The organism is Marinimicrobium agarilyticum DSM 16975 (assembly GCF_000423345.1).
Taxonomy (GTDB): Bacteria; Pseudomonadota; Gammaproteobacteria; order Pseudomonadales; family Cellvibrionaceae; genus Marinimicrobium; species Marinimicrobium agarilyticum.
The window spans coordinates 376,920-397,415 of the sequence record NZ_AUHU01000003.1; the positions used below are offsets into that span (position 1 = coordinate 376,920).

At 58.9% G+C, this 20,496-nt stretch carries 19 protein-coding genes; 8 read left to right on the forward strand and 11 right to left on the reverse strand.

The window, feature by feature from the left end:
• The first annotated feature begins 120 nt into the window (after nt 1–120).
• Together typA and G547_RS0101695 are read left to right on the forward strand one after the other, a co-directional pair.
• Nucleotides 121–1,944, forward strand: a complete 1,824-nt coding sequence (gene typA, locus G547_RS0101690) for a translational GTPase TypA (RefSeq protein WP_027328366.1) — start codon at nt 121–123, stop codon at nt 1,942–1,944.
• A gap of 645 nt (nt 1,945–2,589) precedes the next feature.
• Nucleotides 2,590–3,390 carry a sulfite exporter TauE/SafE family protein gene (locus tag G547_RS0101695; RefSeq protein WP_027328367.1) on the forward strand — a complete coding sequence of 267 codons (801 nt, stop codon included), beginning with the start codon at nt 2,590–2,592 and terminating at the stop codon, nt 3,388–3,390.
• A 19-nt stretch (nt 3,391–3,409) separates the two neighbouring features.
• Here the strand turns inward: G547_RS0101695 and G547_RS0101700 are convergent, their stop codons facing one another.
• Nucleotides 3,410–4,090, reverse strand: a complete 681-nt coding sequence (locus G547_RS0101700; protein ID WP_027328368.1) for a TrmH family RNA methyltransferase — start codon at nt 4,088–4,090, stop codon at nt 3,410–3,412.
• A 445-nt stretch (nt 4,091–4,535) separates the two neighbouring features.
• Nucleotides 4,536–5,573, reverse strand: a complete 1,038-nt coding sequence (gene hemH, locus G547_RS0101705) for a ferrochelatase (RefSeq protein WP_027328369.1) — start codon at nt 5,571–5,573, stop codon at nt 4,536–4,538.
• 135 nt (nt 5,574–5,708) lie between these two features.
• Between hemH and G547_RS19565 the strand changes: the two genes are divergently transcribed.
• Together G547_RS19565 and G547_RS19570 are read left to right on the forward strand one after the other, a co-directional pair.
• The gene (locus G547_RS19565) at nt 5,709–6,155 is read left to right on the forward strand and encodes a thiol-disulfide oxidoreductase DCC family protein (RefSeq protein ID WP_084645537.1); all 447 of its coding nucleotides are present in this window, start codon (nt 5,709–5,711) and stop codon (nt 6,153–6,155) included.
• Nucleotides 6,145–6,438, forward strand: a complete 294-nt coding sequence (locus G547_RS19570; RefSeq protein WP_036186394.1) for a DUF6482 family protein — start codon at nt 6,145–6,147, stop codon at nt 6,436–6,438. The genes G547_RS19565 and G547_RS19570 overlap by 11 nt, the downstream gene beginning before the upstream one ends.
• Nucleotides 6,439–6,537: 99 nt before the next feature.
• On the opposite strand, the gene G547_RS19575 is transcribed toward G547_RS19570, so the two are convergent.
• The 3 genes from G547_RS19575 to G547_RS0101730 form a co-directional block, all read right to left on the reverse strand.
• Nucleotides 6,538–7,704 (reverse strand): PQQ-dependent sugar dehydrogenase, encoded by a 1,167-nt coding sequence (locus tag G547_RS19575; protein WP_036186397.1) that lies wholly within the window; start codon nt 7,702–7,704, stop codon nt 6,538–6,540.
• A 177-nt stretch (nt 7,705–7,881) separates the two neighbouring features.
• Complete coding sequence (locus G547_RS0101725; RefSeq protein WP_036186400.1) at nt 7,882–9,024, reverse strand: endo-1,4-beta-xylanase; 1,143 nt, start codon at nt 9,022–9,024, stop codon at nt 7,882–7,884.
• A 216-nt stretch (nt 9,025–9,240) separates the two neighbouring features.
• On the reverse strand, nt 9,241–9,837 hold the full coding sequence (locus tag G547_RS0101730; protein ID WP_027328371.1) for a DNA-3-methyladenine glycosylase I: 597 nt from the start codon (nt 9,835–9,837) through the stop codon (nt 9,241–9,243).
• A gap of 149 nt (nt 9,838–9,986) precedes the next feature.
• Here G547_RS0101730 and pip point away from each other — a divergent pair, with 149 nt between their 5' ends.
• From pip to G547_RS0101745, 3 genes are all read left to right on the forward strand, one after another.
• Complete coding sequence (pip, locus tag G547_RS0101735; RefSeq protein WP_027328372.1) at nt 9,987–10,958, forward strand: prolyl aminopeptidase; 972 nt, start codon at nt 9,987–9,989, stop codon at nt 10,956–10,958.
• Nucleotides 10,959–10,967: 9 nt separating this feature from the next.
• The gene (gene dtd, locus G547_RS0101740; protein WP_027328373.1) at nt 10,968–11,405 is read left to right on the forward strand and encodes a D-aminoacyl-tRNA deacylase; all 438 of its coding nucleotides are present in this window, start codon (nt 10,968–10,970) and stop codon (nt 11,403–11,405) included.
• 183 nt (nt 11,406–11,588) lie between these two features.
• On the forward strand, nt 11,589–12,050 hold the full coding sequence (locus G547_RS0101745; RefSeq protein WP_084645539.1) for a protease complex subunit PrcB family protein: 462 nt from the start codon (nt 11,589–11,591) through the stop codon (nt 12,048–12,050).
• A 70-nt stretch (nt 12,051–12,120) separates the two neighbouring features.
• On the opposite strand, the gene G547_RS0101750 is transcribed toward G547_RS0101745, so the two are convergent.
• The 6 genes from G547_RS0101750 to G547_RS0101775 all read right to left on the reverse strand — a co-directional run bounded on the left by G547_RS0101750 (nt 12,121) and on the right by G547_RS0101775 (nt 19,607).
• Nucleotides 12,121–14,109 (reverse strand): alpha/beta hydrolase family protein, encoded by a 1,989-nt coding sequence (locus tag G547_RS0101750; RefSeq protein ID WP_036186405.1) that lies wholly within the window; start codon nt 14,107–14,109, stop codon nt 12,121–12,123.
• 124 nt (nt 14,110–14,233) lie between these two features.
• Nucleotides 14,234–15,154 carry a substrate-binding periplasmic protein gene (locus tag G547_RS19580; protein ID WP_051234567.1) on the reverse strand — a complete coding sequence of 307 codons (921 nt, stop codon included), beginning with the start codon at nt 15,152–15,154 and terminating at the stop codon, nt 14,234–14,236.
• Nucleotides 15,155–15,163: 9 nt separating this feature from the next.
• Nucleotides 15,164–16,828 carry a ubiquinone biosynthesis regulatory protein kinase UbiB gene (ubiB, locus tag G547_RS0101760; protein ID WP_051234569.1) on the reverse strand — a complete coding sequence of 555 codons (1,665 nt, stop codon included), beginning with the start codon at nt 16,826–16,828 and terminating at the stop codon, nt 15,164–15,166.
• Nucleotides 16,829–16,830: 2 nt separating this feature from the next.
• A complete protein-coding gene (locus tag G547_RS0101765; RefSeq protein ID WP_027328377.1) occupies nt 16,831–17,463 on the reverse strand; it encodes a ubiquinone biosynthesis accessory factor UbiJ in 633 nt (210 codons plus the stop codon).
• Nucleotide 17,464: 1 nt separating this feature from the next.
• Nucleotides 17,465–18,214: a bifunctional demethylmenaquinone methyltransferase/2-methoxy-6-polyprenyl-1,4-benzoquinol methylase UbiE gene (gene ubiE / locus G547_RS0101770; protein ID WP_027328378.1), complete on the reverse strand. Its 750-nt coding sequence runs from the start codon at nt 18,212–18,214 to the stop codon at nt 17,465–17,467.
• 85 nt (nt 18,215–18,299) lie between these two features.
• Nucleotides 18,300–19,607: a retropepsin-like aspartic protease gene (locus G547_RS0101775; RefSeq protein ID WP_027328379.1), complete on the reverse strand. Its 1,308-nt coding sequence runs from the start codon at nt 19,605–19,607 to the stop codon at nt 18,300–18,302.
• 123 nt (nt 19,608–19,730) lie between these two features.
• Here G547_RS0101775 and G547_RS19585 point away from each other — a divergent pair, with 123 nt between their 5' ends.
• Entirely contained in the window at nt 19,731–20,492 is a 762-nt protein-coding gene (locus tag G547_RS19585) for a response regulator transcription factor (RefSeq protein WP_051234572.1), read from the forward strand.
• Nucleotides 20,493–20,496: the final 4 nt, after the last annotated feature.

The window sequence follows — 20,496 nt, forward strand, 5'->3', positions numbered from 1 at the left end:
TGGCGTTTTATCGCACTTTATTTGCGGTTTTGCGCATTTTTCCCGCAATTTTCATTTCTGTGTCGCCGTTACGTGGGTATAATGCCCGCCTTTTTCCAGAGTCCTCCCCTGAGAGTTTTCATGACAGACCAATCCGCTATTCAGAACTTGCGCAACATTGCCATTATCGCCCACGTTGACCACGGTAAGACCACGCTGGTCGACAAATTGCTGTCCCAGTCCGGCACCCTGGACCGACGCAGCGAGGGGGCCGAGCGCATCATGGACTCCAACGACCAGGAGAGAGAGCGCGGCATTACCATTCTGGCCAAAAACACCGCCATCAAGTGGCACGACTACCGCATCAACATCGTCGACACCCCCGGGCACGCCGACTTCGGCGGCGAAGTCGAGCGGGTACTGTCCATGGTCGACTCGGTGCTGCTTCTGGTGGACGCCGTTGACGGCCCCATGCCCCAGACCCGCTTCGTGACCAGCAAGGCCTTCGAGAAGGGCCTGAACCCGATCGTGGTCATCAACAAGGTCGACCGCCCCGGTGCCCGCCCGGATTGGGTCGTGGATCAGGTGTTTGACCTGTTTGACACCCTGGGCGCGACCGAAGAACAACTCGACTTCCCGATCATCTACGCCTCGGCGCTGAACGGTGTGGCCGGTATGGACGCCGATGATCTGGCGGATGATATGACCCCGCTGTTCCAGATGATCGTCGATAACGTCAAAGCGCCGGATGTCGACATCGAAGGGCATTTCCAGATGCAGATCTCGGCGCTGGACTTCAATAGTTACGTCGGCGTTATCGGCCTGGGCCGCATCACCCGCGGCAGCCTGCGCCCCAACCAGCAAGTGGTCGTGGTCGATCACGAAGGCCACCAGCGCAAGGCCAAAGTCCTGCAGGTGATGGGCTATCACGGCCTGGAGCGTGTGGAGACCAGCCGCGCCACCGCCGGCGAGATCGTCTGCCTGACCGGTATTCCCAATCTGGGCATTTCCGACACTCTGTGCAGCCCCGAACACGTGGAGGCCATGCCGCCTCTGACCGTAGACGAGCCCACGGTAAGCATGACCTTTCAGGTCAACGATTCACCCTTCGCCGGTAAGGAAGGCAAATTCGTCACCTCGCGCAACATTCGCGAGCGCCTGGACCAGGAGCTGATTCACAACGTGGCCCTGCGCGTACGTCAGGGCGACAGTCCGGACAAGTTTGTGGTTTCCGGTCGCGGTGAGCTGCACTTGTCCGTGTTGATCGAAAACATGCGCCGTGAAGGTTTCGAACTGGGGGTATCCCGCCCCGAAGTAATCCAGCGCGAAATCGACGGTAAGATCCAGGAGCCGTTCGAGCAGGTGGTGATTGACGTTGAAGAGCAGCACCAGGGTTCGGTGATGGAAGAACTGGGCCTGCGCAAGGCGGAAATGACCAACATGGAGCCGGACGGTAAGGGCCGGGTGAAGTTGGAGTTCATGGTCCCCTCGCGCGGTCTGATCGGTTTCCGGGGTCAGTTTCTGACCTTGACCTCTGGCTCGGGCATCATGACCAGTATTTTTGACCACTACGGTCCGGTGAAAGCCGGTGAAGACCACAAGCGTCAGAATGGTGTTCTGGTGTCGATGGTCAAGGGCAAGACGCTGGCTTACGGTCTGCACCCGCTGCAGGATCGTGGCCGTCTGTTTGTGGATTCCGGTGTGGATGTGTATGAAGGTCAGATCGTGGGTCTGCATTCGCGCAATAATGATCTGGTGGTGAATCCGACCAAGGCCAAGCAGCTGACTAACGTGCGTGCTTCGGGCACGGATGAGAACCTGACTCTGTCTCCGCCGGTCCGTCACACGCTCGAGCAGGCGCTGGAGTTTATCGAGGACGATGAGCTGGTGGAAGTCACGCCCCAGAGCATCCGTCTGCGTAAAAAGCACCTGACCGAGAACGAGCGTAAGCGGGCTAAAAAATAAACCCGACTTAGTGGATCTTTGAGGGCACGGCGGAGTGGGGGTATGGTGTTCATAGACCCGCCGTGAACCCATGACGTGAAAGGATTCACTAATGCCGCGATGGCATGGATGCCATGGAGCGGCCCCTGGGGGCTTCTCATCGGCATCCATGCCTCGGCTTTGGCTTCCTGCGTCGCCCTAACACCTACATCCATGTAGGCGTCAGAGAGTCTATGAACACCATACCCCCACTCCGCCTCAATGCCAGCGAATTCACTTTGCTGGTTTCGTAGGGTACGGTAAGGCGTCAGCCGCCACCTACCAAAACTCCCCTCGGTTCTCCGGCATCGTCATCGACCAAATTGGTGGGTGCGCTTCGCTTACCACACCCTACGTTCGTGGATACAAAGAGCGGATTCCCGCACTGAGGCGGCTACGGGGTACACCCGTCGAAGACTCTCTGAGGCATGGATGCCGATGAGAAGCCTACAGGGATGTATTCACGGCGGGTCTTCGACGGGTGTACCCCGTAGCCGCCGGACCTTAATGGAGCCATCCAAGCCTACCCTTTGAATCTTCCCCTTCACCCGTTATAGTTTCGTCGAAATAGGGCTGTCTATTCTGCTCTCGTCCTGAACAAGTATTTGTCGGAGAAAGAAAAAACGAATGGATGTTTGGTGGTTATCGGGATTTGTCTTACTCGGCGCCGTGACCGGCCTGGTCGCCGGCTTGTTCGGCATTGGCGGTGGCGGCCTGATGGTCCCGGTACTCACACTACTGTTCGCCGCCAAAACCTTTCCCGACCAACACCTCGTGCACTTGGCCCTGGGCACCTCCATGGCCGCCATCGTCCCCACCGCCATCGCCAGCCTTAAAGCCCACCACGGCCACAAAGCCGTACTCTGGCCCGTCGTTGCCCGACTCACCCCCGGCGTCCTGCTGGGAACCTTCGCCGCGACCTTTCTGGCATCATCCCTGTCCTCCGAACCGCTGGCGATTTTCTTCTCCATCTTTATGACCTACGTCGCCGTCCAGATGGTACTCAACCGAAAACCCAAACCCTCAAGACAGCTACCAGGCACCACAGCGCTGGTCACCACAGGCGCCGGTATCGGCGGCGTTTCGGCGTTGGTGGCCATTGGTGGAGGCACACTGACCGTGCCGTTTCTGACCTGGTGCAACGTGCGCCTACCGGTGGCCATCGGCACCTCGGCGGCGGTGGGCTTGCCCATCGCACTGGCGGGGGCGTTGGGGTATGTGGTGAACGGCTGGGGCGTGCCGGGGCTGCCGGCCAATACACTCGGTTATGTGTATTGGCCGGCGGTATTGGCCATTGCCTGCATGAGCTATTTTACCGCGCCCGTCGGGGCACGCCTGGCGCATCGCCTTCCGGTTCTTTGGCTCAAACGATTGTTTGCACTGCTATTGGTGGGTCTGGCGGTGGAAATGCTCCGGACGATATTGTGACGATTTTCGGGCGGAGCCTTTATTTTGGGCTGCGATAACGTTGATCGGCGGGCGGAATCATATCGCCATCTTCGTCCATTTCCGGAAAAGGTAGCTTGTACCTCTCGCAGTAGCGCACCATTTGCGGATGCATCCAGCGAAACAGGATCTCTCTGACCTCGGGGTCGTTTTCATCGATTTCCCGGTCGTACTGTCCCTTCTGCTGCCGTTGATGCAGGGCTTCCTGCAGAATGATCGCCGCCGCGACGCTGACGTTGTAGCTCTCTACCATGCCGATAATCGGAATGGTGACGTGAGCGTCGGCGTGCTTGGCCGCGTAGTCACTCAGCCCTTCTTTCTCTGAACCCATTACCAATGCAAACGGCTGGGTGTAATCCAGATCGCGGTAGTGCACGGCTCTGTCGGACCAATGCGCCGCCACCAGCTTCAAGCCGCGCTCGCGCAATACGCTCATTCCCGTTTCGATATCGGGGTGTACCACTGTGCCGGTGAACCGGCCACTGCCGCCGGCGGTATGGTGGTACACCAACCGGCCGCGATGGGGCTGGACCATGTGGATTTCGGGCATGCCCACGGCATCGGCGGTGCGCAACATGGCGGAGATGTTCTGCGCTTTGTGTACTTCATCGGTGAGCAGGGTCATGTCGTGCTGACGCTGACGAAGGACTTGTTTGAATTTTTCGAATCGGGCACGGGACATAGTATTCGGGAATAGTGAGCAAATAGCGGCGCATTATAGCATCGTCGGGCTTTGGTGATTCCCTTGGTGGGCTTGGGTTCTTGAGTCATGTCCGGGTCGGTGAGGGGTAAGCCCTTCCAAGACACGCCGTAAATACGTCCATGTAGGCTCGAATCGCGGGTCCCCCGCTCCACGGTCTTGAAAGGGCTTACCCCTCACCGACCCTCAGTGCCATTATTGAACCAAGGTGGGTTGCGTATCGTTTCTTCTGATTGAGGTGCTATCTCCTGGAACGATACGTCGGCACTGCGGAGGTTGGGCATACCGTCGCGAGACCGTGGAGCGGGGGACCCGCGATTCGAGCCCCCATGGATGGGTTCACGGCGTGTCTCGCGACGGTATGCCCAACCGGAGCATTTCACTACGAAGCGAAAATAGGATTTGTCCGAAGTCCGCAACTATGCCGTCAAAGCTCCTTGCGAAGCACATCCACAATCGCCGCAATATGATCATCCCGGTCATTCAAAGCGGGAATATAGTGATACTGCTCACCACCAGCCTCCATAAAGTAATCCCGGTTCTCCACCTCCAGCTCCTCAAGCGTCTCCAGACAATCTGCGCTGAAAGCCGGTGAGAGAATCGCAATGTGCTTGACCCCATCCTTTGGCAACTGCATCAGCGTCTCATCCGTGTAAGGCTTCAGCCACTCCTCCCTCCCGAAACGGGACTGGAAAGTCGTCAGGCAGCGGTCCTCTTCCAGCCCGAGCTTCTCCTGCACCAGTCGGGTCGTCTTGCGGCATAGGCAATAATAAGGGTCACCGTTGTCCAGGTAACGCTTGGGCATACCGTGGTAGGAGAACAGGATCTTTTCCGGCAGTCCGTGCGCGTTAATATGATCCTGCACGCTTTGCGCCAGAGCGCTGATGTAGAGCGGGTTGTCCACGTAGCCATTGATGAAACTCACCGAAGGCACCCAGCGCCAGGTTTTCAATTCGTCCGCCAGGGCGTCGAAAGTGGAGCCGGTGGTGGGCGCGGCGTATTGAGGGTAGAGCGGTAGTGTGACAATCCGGCGGATGCCCTGCTCCTGAAACTCCCGCAGGGCACTGGCGATAGACGGATTGCCGTAGCGCATGCCGATCTTGACCAACGCTTTCTCGCCCAGGGCGGATTGAACGGCCTCGCCCTGGCGCTGGGTGATGCTGAGCAGCGGCGAGCCCTCGTCTTCCCAGACTGAGGCGTAGGCTTCGGCGGACTTCTTCGGCCGCACTCTCAGGATCACGCCGTGGAGAATCAGGTTCCACAGCAACCGCGGCACCTCGATCACCCGAGGGTCCGACAGGAACTCGGCCAGGTAGCGTCGCAGCGCGGGTGTGGTGGGGGCATCCGGTGTGCCCAGGTTGGTGAGCAGCACCCCGGTTTTGCGTTGCACCGCACGGGTCTCTTCCGTAGGGCTGTGAAAGCGTTCTTCCACGCGGTCATTGACGGCTCGATAGCCTTGGTTCATGGGGGCTCCTGATTCATTGGCGTTCGGTGATCTCTCAACATACCCACTCAGTACGGAGAAATCCACCAGACGGACGCCTTGATCCAGCCCTTTGTGCAGGGCGTATTGTATTGAGACGCGGAAGAGGGTGTGACCATGTTTGAAAACAAGACTGCGAATGACCTGGGGGAGCAACCCAACGTGGAATCGACCCGACAGCCAGCGGTGGCCACGTTGTACTACGACGGACTCTGCCCCCTGTGCCAGAAGGAAATGACGTTGTTGGCTCGCCGCAAAAACGAGGGCCTGAGATTGCTGGACATTCACCGGCAATGGCAACTGCCAGCCAGCCAGCGCGAGGACATGCTGCGCCAGTTGCACTTGAGACTGCCCGATGGCTCTTGGTTAAAGGGTGTGGAGGCCAGTGTCGAGGCGTGGCGGCATACGCGTTTTGGTCGTTGGCTGGGGCTGTTGCGCTGGCCTCTGGTGGCTCCAGTGGTGGATAGGCTGTATCAACGGTGGGCCGAACGACGATTCGAGCGGTTGTACGGCCGAGGAAAGTATCTGTGTCGACTGCCTGAGGAGGCGGACAATGACTCTTGAACGACGCGCGGTGGTGTTGAGCTTCGCCGACTGCTCTCACTATCTGGTGGGTTACACCGAGACACCGGTGGGTATGGCGGATGAGATCGACGTGGTACGGGACGAGGGCGGCAAAGCGAGAAGATTTCCGAGCCTGTATGTGGCCAAGCGCTGGCTTGTCGAACAGGGCGCGGAGAAGGCGTGGTTGGTGATGCAAACGCCTTACGATGAGATGGTCGGGCGACCGGAGCCAGACAGCGGACCGGGAGAAATTCCGCTAATTTTGGTGGAGGGTAAGGACTGACCCGTGGGCTGGACTTCTCCTGGCGCTCACTCAATGGGCGCTGGTGTGCAAAACGATGCAGGCGGAATCGTGTTCGCCTGCATCGTTATCGCTGTTTTCTTACTTGGCGGGCTCAACTTTAATGATGGCGCCGTTGCTGTCATCGGTCAGCAGGTAGAGGTTGCCGTCCGGGCCCTGAACGATATCCCGCAATCGCTTGCCGATGCTTTCGTCGAAAAAGCGCTCTTCATGAGTCACTTTTTCGCCGTCCAGCTCCAGCCGTGAGACCAACTGGAACTTCAGAGAGGTCACCAGCAGATTGCCTTTCCACTGGGGGAACTGGTCTCCGGTGTAAAACGTCATGCCGCAGTTGGCGATGGAGGGGACCCAATAGTGGACAGGCTGCTCCATCCCTTCTTTGTGAGTCCCTGTGCCGATTTCCCCGCCGCCGTATTGCTCGCCATACGTGATGATGGGCCAGCCGTAGTTATTGCCGGCGAGGGTAATATTGATCTCGTCTCCCCCTTGGGGGCCGTGCTCACCGGTCCACAGTTCGCGCGTCTGGGGGTGCAGATCGGCGCCCTGCACGTTGCGATGGCCATAGGACCAGATCTCGGGAAGGGCACCCTTGGTGTCCACAAACGGGTTGTCTTCGGGCACGCTGCCGTCCGGGTTGATGCGGGCCACGGTACCAATATGACTATCGAGTTCTTGCGGATAATTGTCTTCAAAGTCCTGTTGGCGGTCGCCCATGGTAATAAACAGCGTGCCATCGTCCCGGAACACCAGGCGTGAACCGAAATGGCCATTGCTGTTGACCTTGGGTTTCTGGCTGAAAATAACTTCAACCTCTGACAACTGATCCATGGCGTCGGCCAGCAGCTTGCCGCGGGCGACGGCGGTACTGGTTTTTCCGTCTTTCCCCGGTTCTGAGAAGCTGAAATACACCCAGCGATTCTCGGAAAAGTCCGGGTCCAGGGCGACATCCAGTAGGCCGCCCTGGCCGCGACTGGCAATCTCCGGAAGGCCTTTCAGGGCGGGTCCTTTTTCCCCGGCGGGGGTGACCACGCGCATCTGGCCCGCGCGTTCGGTTACCAGCATGTCGCCATTGGGGAGAAAAGTCAGGCCCCAGGGATTTTTCAGGCCGTCGGTAATACGGGTGACTTTCAGGTCGGCCTTTTCTGTCTCCACCGTCATGGCGGAATCATCCGCGAGACAGGCGCTCGCCGACAGGCCCAGTACGGCCGAGGCGAGCAGGGGAGTAAACCGTTTAAGCAGGGAAGCCATTGTGGGTCTCCTTCATCAAAATGAAATCATGATCGGTAATGCACTACGTCACCCATCAGCCAATGAGTCACTGCTGTGGGTGGTCTGGAGCAAAAAAGTGGTCGATCGGACGTGGCTTAAGCCTAGCACAACCAGTGTGAAGAAGGGTTAAGCAGGGGCCGAGCGGCCCCCGGGGCGTTAACGCTTTAAATCGGAAACGGCAAAGTAGGCCGGCTTGGGTTGCAGGTCCCGATCGAACAGCAAGGGGTAGTTGGTCCGACCGCCGACCGGGAAATTGTTCTTCCAGGATTCGCCGTCGTGGGTGCCCCACAGCGTGATCCGGTCAATCTTGTCCCGGTGCTTGAGGAACAGTTTGAACATCTCCACGTAACGCTCGGTGAGCTGCTCCTGAGCGTCCGCTGGCAGGCCGTCAGCGTAGGGGTTCAGCTCGTCCGAGTACTCGAAACTGTCGGAAATTTCCGCGCCGGTGTGTTCCCAGGCGACCGGAAGCACGTCCACTTCCAGTTCGGTGCAGTGAATGCGCATGCCCTCGGCCGCATAGGCTTCGATGCTGGCCTCGAACTCGCGCAGGTCGGGATAGTCTAGTCCCACGTGGCTCTGCAGGCCCACGCCGTGAATGGGAACGCCCCGCTTGTTGTAATCGCGAATCACATCCACAAGGAACGCCCGTTTGCCGGGGTTGTGCATGTTGTAGTCGTTGTAGAGCAATTGAGCGTCCGGCTCCATTTCATGAGCCAGGCGGAAGGCGCGCTCGACATAGTCGGCGTTGCCCATAATGTTGTACCAGGCGCTTCGCCGCCAACCCTTGTCTTCATCAATGGCTTCGTTGACCACATCCCAGATTTTGATCTTGCCCTGGTAGCGGCGCATCAGCGTGCTGATGTGGGTGTCCATGCGCTCTATCAGTTCGGCGCGGTCAATGGGGTTCCCGTCGGGGTAAACAAAGAAGTCCGAGGGGGTCTGGGAGTGCCACACCAGGGCGTGGCCGACGATGGTCATGTCGTTCTCTACCCCGAAGTTGACGAAGCGATCCGCCAGTTCCCAATCCCACTCGCCCTGTTTGGGTTGAACCAGGCCGGACTTCATGCAGTTCTCCGCGGTAATCGCGTTGAACTCGCGTTTGATCAGGGTTTTCAGGTGCTGGTTGTCGTTGGCCAGTGTGGCATTGCTGATCGCAGTGCCCACCAGGAAGTCGTCCTGATACACTTCGGCCAGTCCGGTACGCTCGGCGGCGGTATGGATGGCGCAGGCTTTGATATTCGCCAGAGCCGCCAGTGAAGCGCTGCCCAGCAGGAAGTTGCGACGGGAAAGAGAAGTCATAAACAACGGCCTTCTTATTTGATAAACGGGGCCCGGACAGCGACCGGACCTCACCTTATGTTCACGATGACCATTAAATCACGGATCCCCCCGCTGGGGAAGAGCCTTCAGCGAGCGGGTGAGAGCCTTCAGTGACCCGATGAGAGCCTTCAGCGGCCAGGGTAAGAGCCTTCAGCGGCGGAAGGAAAAAGTCTTCAGCGGCGGAGGAAAAAGCCTTCAGCGCTTCCGAGCGAGGCGAGCGCAGGCGCGGTAGCGGTGACAGTCGGTCTGGTGGTCATTCACCATGCCGGTGGCCTGCATAAAGGCATAACAGATGGTGGAGCCCACGAAATTGAAGTCCCGCTGCTTCAGCGCCTTGCTCATGGCGTCAGACTCCGGGGTGGTGGCGGGCACCTCCTTGAGGCTTTTCCAGGCGTTCTGCTTCGGCGCTCCGTTGGTGAACTGCCACAGGAATTCGACAAAGTCCTCCCCGGCCTTTTCCATTGCCAGCAAAGCCTTGGCGTTGCGCACGGCGCTGGCCACTTTCAGGCGGTTGCGGATGATGCCCGGATTTTGCAACAACTTGTTCTGTCGGGCCTCGCTATAGCGGGCGACTTTCTCGGGTACGAAATCGTCGAAGGCCTCCCGGTAGGCCTCCCGCTTACGCAGCACGGTGATCCAGGCGAGCCCGGCCTGTGCGCCCTCCAGAATCAGAAATTCAAACAGCTTTTGTCGATCGTACAACGGCACGCCCCACTCGTGGTCATGGTAGGCTTGGTACAGTGGGTCCTCACCGCACCAGTCACAGCGCGTCGGGGTTTTGGGGGTGGGCATGGTTCACGCTCCTGATGAATCGCCTTATGCAATTGGATGCGTTGGCGCGGCAACTCCACTACACTAGGTTATAAATGATGGGTGCCCTGCCGGTTCCCTTGCGGTTTACTGCACGGTGTAAGGCGGTGCCAACGTAGCAAAAGGCCATTATGCTCACTTATTATCCCGAAATTAAACCTTTCCAGCGTCATCAAGTGCCCGTGGGTGGCGGTCATGAGCTTTACGTGGATGAGTCGGGCAGTCCCGACGGCATCCCCATTCTTTTCGTTCACGGCGGCCCCGGGGCGGGCTGCGGCAAGTACGACCGGCGCTATTTCGACCCCGACTCCTACCGTATCATTCTGTTCGACCAGCGCGGCTCCGGGCGTTCGACGCCGCACGCCAGCCTGGAACAGAACAACACTCAGGCGCTGGTGGAGGATATGGAGGTCATTCGTCAGTACCTGGGGGTGGAAAAATGGGCGCTGTTCGGTGGCTCCTGGGGTTCGACTCTCAGCCTGGTCTATGCCGAAACCCATCCGGAACGGGTGTTGGGGCTTATTCTGCGAGGCATTTTTCTGGTTCGCCCGCAGGATCTGGAGTGGTTCTACCAGGGCGGTGCCGCTCATGTGTTTCCCGATTATTGGCAGGACTTCCTGCAACCGATTGACTCCTCTAAACGGGACAATCTGATCAGCGCCTATCACGAGCTTCTGACCGGGGACAATGACCTGTTAAAAATGTCCGCGGCCAAAGCCTGGTCCATGTGGGAAGGTCGCTGTGCCACACTGCGGCCCAGCCACGAGGTGGTGGAGTCGTTCTCCAAACCTCACCGGGCCCTTTCGCTGGCCTGCATTGAAGCGCATTACTTTATGAATCAGGCGTTCCTGGAGCCGGATCAGATCGTGCGCGATGCTCACCGGTTGTCGGGCATTCCGGGCGTCATTGTGCATGGGCGCTACGACATGGTGTGCCCGCTGGATAACGCCTTCGCCCTGCAAAAAGCCTGGCCCGATGCGGAGCTGCAGATCGTCCGGGAAGCCGGACACTCCGCCTCGGAGCCCGGCACGGTCGATGCCCTGATTCGGGCCACCGATGCGCTGGCCCGCGAGATCCTTCATGAAGAAGATCATCTGGCCTAGGCACGCGTTATGTTGGGATTGATTCAGCGCGTCAGGCACGCCAGTGTCGTTGTGGATGAACGGGAAGTCGGCGCCATTGGCCCCGGTTTGTTACTGCTGCTGGGTGTGGAGAAAGACGATACCCGGGCCAATGCCGATGCCTTATTGAAAAAGGTGCTGGCCTACCGGGTCTTCGCCGATGAGGCGGGAAAGATGAACCTTAACCTACAGCAGGCCGGGGGCGGCTTGCTTGTCGTTTCCCAGTTCACTCTGGCGGCGGATACCCGTAAGGGCCTGCGCCCCAGTTTTTCCAGCGCCGGCTCGCCGGCACTGGCGGAAGAGCTTTACGACCACTTCGTTACTGGCGCCCAAGAGCGACACGATTCCGTGGCCACGGGAGTGTTCGCCGCCGATATGCAGGTGAGCTTGCAGAACGACGGCCCGGTCACCTTCATGCTGCAAGCTTGATGATTGCGCGAATAACCACCAGTCCGACGTTTTAGCAGAGCTCGACGCCACCGACTCACCAGAGTGTGACGGACTTCATCCCGAATCCCCTTCCCAGAGTAAGATCGTCTTCTACACTCTGAGAGCCTGGCCAAAGGCCGGGCATCAACCCATTCAATTCCCTTTTTAATAAAGGAGGTTGGCATGACTCGATTATCAATGATTGGGTTTGGCCTACTGGTCAGTCTTTGTATGAGCAACGCGTGGGCCGGTGGTAGCCACAGCTGCGGCAAACTGTCGGTGGAGACTCTGACCTCGGGTGCCTACCACCAGACCGTCACTGAAAGGCGTTACGTTCTCGCACGCACTGAAGCAGAGCTGGAAGCGTTGGAAGAACTGGTGGGTACCAGTTTTGATGTGGACCTGACGGAAACCATGGTACTCGGTGCGTTTATGGGCCGACGCAATACCGGTGGTTATTCCATTGAGGTCACCAAGGCGATAGAAACTGACAACGCGCTTCACGTCAAGGTACGCCTGACTTCCCCCGGGCCGAGCTGTCCGGTCACTCTGGCGATTACCTCACCTTACGAGGTGGTTGCGCTTCCCGTTGTGGATAAAGAGCTCGAGATACACGAGCGCACCGAAGTGCGCCGCTGTCGTTAGCTCTCCAAAGCTTGAGGTTTGGGGCCAGTAGGCATCCAAAACGAGCGCCGTTCCGCTCGGGGCGGAGCGGCTACTGCTCCGCCAGCGCCGTGCCCTTCCCCAGGTGTTGTTCCAGAAATCGCTCCAGTGCCCCGAGCGTGGCCAGCCGATCATCGTTGTGACTCAAGTAGTGGTTGGCCCCCTCCAGCTCGATATATTCAAATGATGCCTCAGCCCGCTCAAGAGCTTCGGCCATGTCCTGGCTTTGGCTGACGCGAACTTGTTCGTCCTGTGCGCCATGCACCAGCATTACCGGTATTGTAATGTCCGAGGCGAGGTTCACCGGCGAAATGGCGCTGAGTTGCTCGCGGTCGTCGCCGATCTGCAAATCCACAATATCGGTTTTGGAGTAACGGCTGCTGTAGCGCCGAACCAGTGCCGGAACGTCACTGACGCCGGCGAAGCTGAAGGCGCAGCGATAGAAGTCCGGTGTTTTCGCTGCTCCCATCAGGGCCGCATAACCGCCGTAACTACCGCCCACGATACAGATTTTTTCCGGGTCGGCGATGCCATCTTCGATCATTTTCAATGCGCCGTCCTGAACGTCATCCTGCATTTCCTCGCCCCAGTTTTTCAGGCCCGCCTGCATGAATGCGACGCCCTTGCCCGAGGAGCCGCGAAAATTCATTTGCAAAACGGCGTAGCCGCGGTTGGCCATCAACTGCGTCCAGTAATTAAAGCCCCGAGTGGTTTGCGCAATCGGTCCGCCGTGCGGAAATACCACGGCGGGAACTGGCTCACCCGCATAGTCTTCGGGCAGAGTCAGAAAAGCTTCTATTTCCAGGCCGTCGCGCGCCTTGTAGTTGTACGTTTTTTGGGGCTGCATTTTTTCGGGAGGCAGTTGCTGGTAGCGATACGCGATCGCATCGAGTGTGCCGGCCTCCCGGTCGCCCAGAAAGTAGGTGCCCGAGTCGGTGTCGCTGGAAGCCAGAACCAGATATTTCTGCTCGTCTTCGCTGAAATCAATGATGTAGTTTGTAGTGTTCGGCAGTGCGTTATTGATGGCAGCCTGGAAATTTTTATACTCATCCTTCCAGAAAGTAAAACCTTGCCCATTGACGTGGGAAACGCCGATGACTTCGCCGGTTTTAGAGGAGTAGAGCAGTCTGCCATTAACATCGTTTTCGGGGTCGGCATAGACCAGTTCGCGGCTTACGGGTTCTTCGCTGAGGTCGACTTTGAAGACTGCCCGCAGCCCCTCGTGGTAAGCGGAAATGTATAGGATGTTGGGATCCTTGCCGAAACCGAGGGGGCGGACGGTGTCTTCTGAGAAGGCTTGGTATTGCCAGAGGGTGCGCCAATCTTCCTGCTCGTTATCGCGCACTCGCACACCGAATTGTGTCTCGTCACAGGTCTGCGACAGACGTACGCGATGTTGGCGGTCGGTCATCCAGTGACACACTCCCTTCTCCGGCGGGTGAAAACGGGTGACGTTGCGGTTGTTGAGGTTGACCTTGTAGATCAACGGCTCGATCGAACGGTGGGTGCCAATAATGCCGGACACGTGACCGGTCATTTGCATGAGGATGTGCGCTTTGTCCTCGGGAAGCATGTCGATGACATGGTCTTTTCGAAACGGCGGCACGTCGAATTGGCTCAGAAAACGGCCCGATAGAGCGGTTTGTACTTTGCCGGTTTTGACGTTGACGACCATCAGCGTGGTTTCCCGGCTGCTGAACTTGAATCCGGCTTGGGAGTTTACGCGCGCCTCTGGGTACATGGCGCCCACCAATAGGTGTTCATTGTTCGCCCAATGCATCCAGGTAATGACGTATTTTTCGTTTTTGGCGCTGAGGGGGAAGGTTCTCTCCCCGCTCTCTAGATCGACAATGTTGACGCTGCGCCCGCTCATTTCTTCCAGCTCCACACGAACGGTAGAGGCCAGATGGCGTCCGTTAGGTGAGAGCGACATGTGCTGCACATCGGGAAGGCTGGCAAACGCTTCCAGAGGCAGGCGCTCGGTGTGAGCGGTAAGAGGGAGGAAACAAAAAAACAGGAAAGTGACACATAAATGGCGCACAGAATCGCTCCTTGGTCTGTTGTTATCAGAATGCACCGACTTCTTCTCCTTGATCGGATCCGGCGCTTATGGTTAGGCTAACTTTAAGGTCATGGCCTGTCAAGGTCTGGGCGGTCGCTCGACATTAGTCGCATAAATTGTCGGGCCAGGGATTGAGCCAGTACTCCGACCGGCCAAGGGCGGTTTTATCTCGATGGTAGGGGTGGCACAAGTAAATGAGTTGTCGGTCCTGGAGGTGCAGCTGTTCGAACACCCCCTTGATTAACGGATGTTGGTAAAAGTAGCGATCAAAACTGCCATCCTCTTTGGCCCGGTGCAATCCTTGCTCAATACGCTCGGCGAGTTCCGCTTCGCGGGGGTTAACGTAAAAATAGACCGGCCAGGGGTAAACAATGGCCATTGAGGACTCAACAACCAGCCCTTCGGTGTTGAAGGTTTGCCGTTCGCTGAGCACCTCTTGGGCGCCTCTAGGGAAATAGTCGAAGCGTTCCGCGCGCAACATGCGAAAGAGCGCTTCGTATTTATCGGCGGTCACGACGGGAAGGCCGCTGGCGCGAAGGACCTCTACATCTGGCCATCCCGCCCCTTGTCCCGCGGTGAAGGCGCTAAGCTCTGCAATGTTTTCAATCTCAGCGAAAGCCGCTTTATCCTCTTCCCGGATGAAGGCAATTCGATAACCCATCAGACCTTTCAGCAATGGAAAGCGCACGGCGAGAAACCGGCGGTCTCGCTCCGGCATGGCGGTGGCGTCGATAACATCGATGTGCTCGCCCTTTTCCAGGTCCAGGTACAGACGCGCTTGAGGCGTGGGGTGTTCGCTGATTCGTACCTCGCAGGGGTGGTAGTCCGCTTCGGTTTTATCCAGTGCGAGCTGCAGCAGGCCTGAGAAGTACTGGCGGTGGTCGTGACGAATTTCCTGACGTAGCGGCAGGAGGATAGTGGCGATTTGCTCGCCCGCTTCGGGTTTACAGGCCCGCGCGACAGTTTCGGCGCTAATCAGCCAGGCGCCAGCCAATAACAGGAAGAGGTACCAAGGGCGAGTCATATCATTTCATCACCGACGCAATATCAGAACCGCTAACCCCAAAGATAGCAGAGCCCAGCTCTCTGCAGGGATCTGATCCCAATCGAGTCGGTGCGCCCAGGCAGCGAGTTGCCCGCCAAGATGGGGCCAGGCGGTGAGGCCGGCGCCGATCAGTGCCAGGGCGCCGATCACACTCCGGCGTTGGGACCGGCGGCGGAGTTGCTGCTGTCGCTCCATTTCCGCGGTCTGGGCTTCGAGTTGGGTGGCCACCTGCCCCAGGTTCTGCATCTGTTGCAGGCTGCCGAATACCAGTTCGGGTACCTGGGGAAACTTTTCCAGCCACTCCGGGGCGTAGCGTTGGAATTGCTTCCAAAGGGCCTTGGGATTGAAACGATCCTTGAGCCAGCGTTCCAGAAACGGGTGGGCAGTGACCCAGAGATCCAGGTCCGGATAAAGCTGTCGGCCCAGCCCTTCGATGTTGAGTAGTGTTTTCTGCAGCAACACCAGTTGCGGCTGGACTTCCATATCGAACCGGCGAGCGGTGCGAAACAGACTCATCAGCAAATGCCCGAAAGAAATGTCTTTCAGAGGCTTTTCAAAAATCGGCTCGCACACGGTACGTACTGCTGCTTCCAGTTCTTCGACCCGGGTCCCTTCGGGTACCCAACCGCTCTGCACGTGCAGCTCGGCCACCTGGCGGTAGTCGCGCCGGAACATGGCAAGAAGGTTGCGGGCGAGGTAGTACTGATCTTCCCGGGTCAGTGACCCGACAATTGCCATGTCCACCGCGATGTATTTCGGGTATTCCGGGTTTTCGGTGGCGACAAAAATATTTCCCGGGTGCATGTCGGCGTGAAAAAAATTGTGCTCGAATACCTGCTTGAAGAAAATTTCCACACCGCGTTCGGCCAGGGCTTTCATGTCCGTGCCCTGGGCTTTGAGCTCATCGATGTGGGTGACGGGGATGCCGTGAATCCGTTCCATTACCAGAACATTGTTGCGGGTATAGTCCCAATAGATTTCGGGCACATAGAGCAGTGGCGAGTCAATAAAGTTGCGGCGTAGTTGCGAGGCGTTGGCGGCCTCACGTTGCAAATCGAGCTCGTCAAAAATCGTGCTGCGGTAATCTTGGACCACATCAATGGGGTGAAGGCGCTTGCCGTCTATGCTGTAACGTTCGACCAGTCGGGCGATCATCATCAGCAGGCGCACGTCCTGCTCGATAACCCGCTCAATGCCGGGGCGCACAATCTTGATCACAACTCGAGTGCCGTCGTGCAGGGTGGCGCCGTGAACCTGGGCGACTGAGGCCGAGGCCAGCGGCTCCTGTTCGTAGCTGGCGAAGATGTTTTCCACCGTTTCCCCCAGACCGCGCTCCACCAACTGGCGGAAGTGATCTTTATCGAACGGGGGGACTTTATCCTGAAGCCGGTTCAGATCGTCCATCATGTCCACCGGCACCAAGTCCGGCCGGGTCGACAGCAATTGGCCGAACTTGATGAAAATGGGGCCCAGGTCTTCCAGCGCCCGGCGCAGCCGTTCGCCCCGGCTCATTTTTCCGGCCGGACGGAGTTTGCACGGCAGTAGCAACAGGCGCACGTAAAAGGGAAGCTCGCCCGGCGGGAACAGCAAGTCGAGGCGGTAGCGCCAGATAACAAAACCGATGGTAATCAGACGACGCAGAACGACAAACACGGTTATTCCTTAGGGTGACGGTGGGCGGTGAGCCGGGCGCGCAAATGCGCCAGGCGGGCCTGGGCACGGTCGACATCCAGCGCCAGCTCATCCACGGCTTCGTAAAAGTGGTTCAACTCTGCGGGACCGACCAACACGGCCGCTTCCTGGGTGAGGAATTCGCCCAACAGGCGACGGGCTTCCGCCTCTCTTGCTTTGAGCCAGTGTCCGCCGGTGCGCAGCCATTCGGCGCCCTGGTGACCGGCGACGTCCCCGAGGCGTTCGCTCAGCGCCTCTTCCCAGTCAATGTCCAACTCCCGGGTAATACGCTGCAGTTCCTGAACCAGATGGGTGCTGCCCTCAAGCTGTATACCCGAGCCGGCCAGGGTGGTCTGTGCGCCGCGCGCCAGACCGATAAAATCCTGAAGCCGCCCGGTGAGACGGCTCTGAACATCGCCCTCCCAGTGGCGGCTCAGGCGCAGGCCCTCGGCGCAGGGGTGAACGTACAGAGTCCACTCCGGCTGAGTGAACTGTAGCGCCAGTACCTGCCCGTCCAGCTTTGCCAGGGCCAGCCGGCTCGCGGGGTCGTATTGCAGTGCTCTCTGGATGGCCGCTTCGGCGGCGCTCAACGCCGCCATGGTCGCCGTCGTTGTCATATCAGGGTTTGATGCCTTTGTGCAGCGCGACCACACCACCGGTCATGTTGTGGTATTCGGTGTTTACAAAGCCGGCGTTATCCATCATCGCCTTCAGTGTCTCCTGATCGGGGTGCATGCGGATGGATTCGGCCAGGTAGCGATAACTGTCCGCATCGTTGGCGACCACTTTGCCCATAAACGGCAACAGCTTGAAAGAGTAGGCGTCGTAAGCCTTCTCCAGCAGCGGGTTGTTGGGCTTGGAAAACTCCAGTACCAACAGTCGACCGCCGGGCTTGAGTACCCGGAGCATGGACGCCAGCGCCAGGTCCTTGTCCGTGACATTGCGCAGGCCGAAGGCGATGGTAATGCAGTCAAAGGTGTTGTCGGGAAAGGGCAGGTACTGGGCGTCAGCCTGGGCGTACTGCAGGTTGCCGGCCACGCCCCGGTCGGTCAGCCGGTCGCGGCCGACATTGAGCATGGACTCGTTGATATCCGCCAGTACCACCAGCCCGTCATCGCCCACGCGGCGGGCGAAGGCGTAGCTCAGGTCACCCGTGCCGCCAGCGATATCCAGGACCTTCTGGCCCGCGCGCACACCGGCCAGTTCGATGGTGAAGCGTTTCCACAACCGGTGAACGCCGCCGGACATCAGGTCGTTCATCACATCGTAGCGGGCCGCCACCGAGTGAAACACATCGGCCACGCGCCCGGCTTTCTCCTCCACGGCCACCTGCTCGTAGCCAAAATCGGTGGTTTTTCTGTCGCTCATGGGGATGTCCGTTCGGGGTCCGTTTATAAAGGGCTCATTGTACACGCTAAACCGGCCGCGGGTGATGGTTCGGCGCGTCTGCCATTCAAGGACGGGGCTGCAGTTTCAGCACCTGCTGATCCTGGTCCACCTCAAAGCGGAAGTTGCGCAAGACGTTCATTCCCAGCAGTCCGTCGATATTGCCGGGAGTGTTGAAGTCGAGCACCGCGATGGCCACATCAGTCAGTTGATGCTTCCCCAGTTGCAGACTGTCCACCCGGTAGACCATGCCGCTGGAGGTGCCGCCCGCGGTATTGAACAACTGTGGTCCGAGTTCGGTAAAGCGGGCCGACGCACTGACCCGGTCAAACGCCTGTTGCGAGAGGGTGGTGATGCTGGCGCCGGTGTCGATCACCAGGCGAACGTCCTGTCGACCATCCAGTGTGAGGGGCAGGGCGTAATGGCTGCCGATGGCGTCCAGGGGAATGCTGCCCACCGGTGGGGGTGGTCGGCGCTCGGCTTGAGTGGGCGCGGTGTTGTTGTTCAACAGCGCCGAGGCCTGGGCGCCCACGCTCGGGTGACCGGCCAAACGCTCCAGTAGGTTCCGCCCCGCGACGGGTTCGCCATGGGTCAGATACAACTGCCCGAGGCGCAACAGCTCCGGCGGTTGGCTCAAATCGAGTTGTTCCAGGGTTTCGTAGAAGCTGATCAGCGTCTGCCAGCGCTGCTCGGAGACCAATTGTTGGTCCATGGCGTGGACGAACTGGTCGAACGCCTGGTTCACCAGGGAGCGCTGACTCGGCTGGGCCTCGGTGTAGGAAAACGCCAGTTGGAAGGTGCGGGCCGCTTCCGCCCAATAGCCGGATTGCTGTTGGTGGCGGGAGAGTAGCGTCAGCACGGCGATGTCGTCGTAATGAACGGAGAGAAAGCCCTCGACCAGTTGGGTGAGGGCGAGGTCGTCGCCGGAGCGGAGATAGCCTTCGAGGTATTCCAGAATGATCTGTCGCAACCGCCCAGCGGATGCCAGGTCCTGGCGTTCAACGTTCTGGTAAAGGTCGATGGCCGCGCCGAACGCCCGGTTTTCAAGGCGATCCCTCAAGATGGTTTCCCAGTCAGTTGTTTCTCTTTGAGGGGCGTCCTCGACGGGGGCGCTTTCCGCGAGCGGGTGACTCGGCACGTCGGTGGTATGCGATGGCGTCTCATTTTTCGGGCGGACATTGTCATTCAGGGGTATCGCCCGCCGCTCGGGGGTCGATGCGTGGCCTTCGGGGCTGGCCGGACCTTCTTGGGCCATCGTCGGCGGCGCGTCGTTCCGGCCGAGGTCGGAAGCACCGCGCAGCCACCAGCCGGTGCCCAGCCCGAGCGCCAGGAACAGCGCCGCAAACAGCAATGAGCGCAGGGGAGTGGAGAACATGCCGAGGGCCTGTGAGTGAGTGTGGTGTAAAGGTTACCGCAAAAATGTGATGGGCTTCTATTGTGATTTTTATAATAATGAGTATGATTATCATTAAGGATCTCAAAAACAATTGGAGGCGATATGGAACCAACTCCCGAAGGCTTGCCCGCGGCGCGGGCTCTGTGGGTAGGGCGTGACGATGACTTGCATGCGGTGGTGCGGGCCCGGTTCCGAACGGAGGGATGGTCCATTGCCAGCTGTCGGGCCGGTCAGGAAGCTTGCGACTGCGTTCTGCGAGCGGATATGGACATCCTGATTGTGGACGCCGATGCGCCCGGGCTTAACCCCTGGAGCCTACTGGCGGAGTTGCGGCAGTGGCAAAGCACGCCGGTAATCCTGTTGGCCCGCGACAGCAATCTGTGTGTGGATGCCTTTCGCCGGGGAGCGGATGACTTCCTGACCAAACCGGTGAACCCGGCGGAGCTCCTGGTGCGCAGTGAAGCGCTGTTGCGCCGCCTCAATGGGGCGACGGCAATGGATGCCGCCAACGACACCTTGACCTTAGGGCCCCTGATGCTCAGTCGGTCCGACCGAACGGTCCGCTACGACGAGCGCGCCCTCCGGCTGACGGCGATTCAGTTCAAACTGCTGTGGAGTCTCGCCCGCCATCACAACAGCCTGTTACACAAGGCCGACCTTCACCGTTGGGTGCTCAATAAATCCTATTGCCGCGACGATCGCAGCATTGATATGCACCTGAGCCGGATTCGCAAAAAGCTGATGATCGCCGGTATGCCCGCCGACGCGATCCAGACCGTCCGGGGTCATGGCTACCGCCTGTCGCTTCTACCTCCCGCCGGGGAGCTGATGCCCCGTGTTGAACGTCGCTCGGCCTGCCCGTAAACCG

Excerpts from the sequence above, each read along its gene's own strand:
- G547_RS0101730 (WP_027328371.1), bottom strand. The coding sequence starts at position 9,837 with ATGCCCACCCCCAAAACCCCGACGCGCTGTGACTGGTGCGGTGAGGAC.
- typA (WP_027328366.1), top strand. The coding sequence starts at position 121 with ATGACAGACCAATCCGCTATTCAGAACTTGCGCAACATTGCCATTATC.
- G547_RS0101765 (WP_027328377.1), bottom strand. The coding sequence starts at position 17,463 with ATGACAACGACGGCGACCATGGCGGCGTTGAGCGCCGCCGAAGCGGCC.
- G547_RS19580 (WP_051234567.1), bottom strand. The coding sequence starts at position 15,154 with ATGACTCGCCCTTGGTACCTCTTCCTGTTATTGGCTGGCGCCTGGCTG.
- G547_RS19565 (WP_084645537.1), top strand. The coding sequence starts at position 5,709 with ATGTTTGAAAACAAGACTGCGAATGACCTGGGGGAGCAACCCAACGTG.
- ubiE (WP_027328378.1), bottom strand. The coding sequence starts at position 18,214 with ATGAGCGACAGAAAAACCACCGATTTTGGCTACGAGCAGGTGGCCGTG.
- G547_RS19575 (WP_036186397.1), bottom strand. The coding sequence starts at position 7,704 with ATGGCTTCCCTGCTTAAACGGTTTACTCCCCTGCTCGCCTCGGCCGTA.
- hemH (WP_027328369.1), bottom strand. The coding sequence starts at position 5,573 with ATGAACCAAGGCTATCGAGCCGTCAATGACCGCGTGGAAGAACGCTTT.
- G547_RS19570 (WP_036186394.1), top strand. The coding sequence starts at position 6,145 with ATGACTCTTGAACGACGCGCGGTGGTGTTGAGCTTCGCCGACTGCTCT.
- G547_RS0101775 (WP_027328379.1), bottom strand. The coding sequence starts at position 19,607 with ATGTTCTCCACTCCCCTGCGCTCATTGCTGTTTGCGGCGCTGTTCCTG.
- G547_RS0101700 (WP_027328368.1), bottom strand. The coding sequence starts at position 4,090 with ATGTCCCGTGCCCGATTCGAAAAATTCAAACAAGTCCTTCGTCAGCGT.
- G547_RS0101725 (WP_036186400.1), bottom strand. The coding sequence starts at position 9,024 with ATGACTTCTCTTTCCCGTCGCAACTTCCTGCTGGGCAGCGCTTCACTG.
- G547_RS19585 (WP_051234572.1), top strand. The coding sequence starts at position 19,731 with ATGGAACCAACTCCCGAAGGCTTGCCCGCGGCGCGGGCTCTGTGGGTA.
- pip (WP_027328372.1), top strand. The coding sequence starts at position 9,987 with ATGCTCACTTATTATCCCGAAATTAAACCTTTCCAGCGTCATCAAGTG.
- G547_RS0101695 (WP_027328367.1), top strand. The coding sequence starts at position 2,590 with ATGGATGTTTGGTGGTTATCGGGATTTGTCTTACTCGGCGCCGTGACC.
- G547_RS0101745 (WP_084645539.1), top strand. The coding sequence starts at position 11,589 with ATGACTCGATTATCAATGATTGGGTTTGGCCTACTGGTCAGTCTTTGT.
- dtd (WP_027328373.1), top strand. The coding sequence starts at position 10,968 with ATGTTGGGATTGATTCAGCGCGTCAGGCACGCCAGTGTCGTTGTGGAT.